The 449-nt window shown below is 48.1% G+C and carries 1 protein-coding gene; it reads right to left on the bottom strand.

Going from position 1 to position 449, the window contains the following annotated elements:
* Positions 1-134: 134 nt before the first annotated feature.
* Positions 135-449: formylglycine-generating enzyme family protein (locus ACTHTJ_RS10875; RefSeq protein ID WP_440362688.1), on the bottom strand; the 315-nt coding region annotated here is incomplete at its 5' end.

Here is a 449-nt window from a genome sequence, read left to right as displayed (position 1 = left end):
CTAAGTGCCTTTTTATAAAGACGGGCGGATTATGCCGCAATGTGTCTTGGTATGCCACATCTTGTCAGACGGCCAAAAAAAGCGGCGATACCTTTCAGTACCGCCAAAGCTGCTTTGGTGATAAAAACTAAACTTTATTTGCTTGCGCAACGGAAGCCCGAGTTATTTAAAACATATTTGGACTGTAGGCTGGTGCGGATGCCGTAGCGTAAGAAAGCCGCATAGTTGGATGGATCGCTTGAGCCTACGGATGCGCCGCTACAGAGCATTTGTGTGTTGGATGAGCCGGCAGAGAGTTGGCTGCTGTTGAAATCTTCAGTCCATTCCCAAATCAGGCCGTGCATATCATATACACCCAAATAGTTGGGTTTGTTTTTACCGATATCGTGCAGGCCGTTTCGGCCGCCGTCTGCATACCAATCTAAGATAGTGCGGTTATAGCCAGGCTC

Source organism: Neisseria sp. P0018.S001 (assembly GCF_051957355.1).
Taxonomy (GTDB): Bacteria; Pseudomonadota; Gammaproteobacteria; order Burkholderiales; family Neisseriaceae; genus Neisseria; species Neisseria subflava_A.
This window is presented reverse-complemented; position numbering and strand designations above follow the sequence as displayed.